The sequence below is a fragment of the Candidatus Symbiopectobacterium sp. NZEC135 genome, assembly GCF_025962695.1.
In genome coordinates this window covers 1-827 of sequence record NZ_JAGFPF010000940.1, presented here as the reverse complement: position 1 = coordinate 827, position 827 = coordinate 1, and the positions used below count along the sequence as shown (strand labels likewise).

The 827-nt window shown below is 43.2% G+C and carries 1 protein-coding gene; it reads right to left on the bottom strand.

Going from position 1 to position 827, the window contains the following annotated elements:
* On the bottom strand, positions 1–209 hold a 209-nt coding region (locus tag J5224_RS31595), incomplete at its 3' end, for a BapA prefix-like domain-containing protein (protein ID WP_264628932.1).
* Between the last annotated feature and the right edge of the window lie 618 nt (positions 210–827).

Below are 827 nucleotides of genomic sequence, written 5' to 3'. Positions count from 1 at the left end.
AGAACAGTACCATCCTGCATATGCAAGATGAGATCGTCGCCCTGGCGTTCGTAGCGAGCAACGCGGTCTGGTGAACCGGGAATTCGAACCGTGCTGCTGTGCTGCAATACGATATCCGTTGCGTCGGGCGAAACGTGCTGAATGACATTTCCACTGCCGCGGCGATCAGTGATACCGATATACCCTTGGACAACGTTGCTCTCTGCCATGATTCACCTTCTTCTCGCTCGTCACTGAGGTTTGAACGGGTATATACGCAGATATGACCCGTTCAATGCGGGGCTCCGGGAAAAGGGGAGCGCTAAAGCATTACCTGGTGGAGAAAGGGTGAAACAAAACCACGCCAACAGCGTGCGCGCGTCAGGTGATGACGTGCGAGAAAATGTGCTTATCGCTTATTTTTGATTGCTTTTTGTTATGTGTTGCTGGTGTTTTTATGTATCTGAGTAATAGGTATAGGAGTGCTTTTTGTAAAGATCCACATGCTTGGACATGTTTTGACATGGAAATGTAAGTTATTTCTTAAGATAACGCTGAGCGGCTTTGTGGGTGCATTTCTATCTTTGATGTGTTTTTTTCAATTAATTCATTTTGTTATCTATGTGTTAGCGCTCACGGCATCCGTGTTATGAAAATGTTTCTATAATTAACGCTAATATTTATTTATTGTTAATTTTTTATTTCTATTTTGTCATCTTCAAGAAACCTGCCTGACAGGGCGATTATCTGCATTGGGCTTGCTGTTTCGTCTTGGATTCTACGTTGATACCGCTACTTGCTGAAATTTGATGCAATATGCATTTTTTTTGCATGAAAAGTGAAGTTTG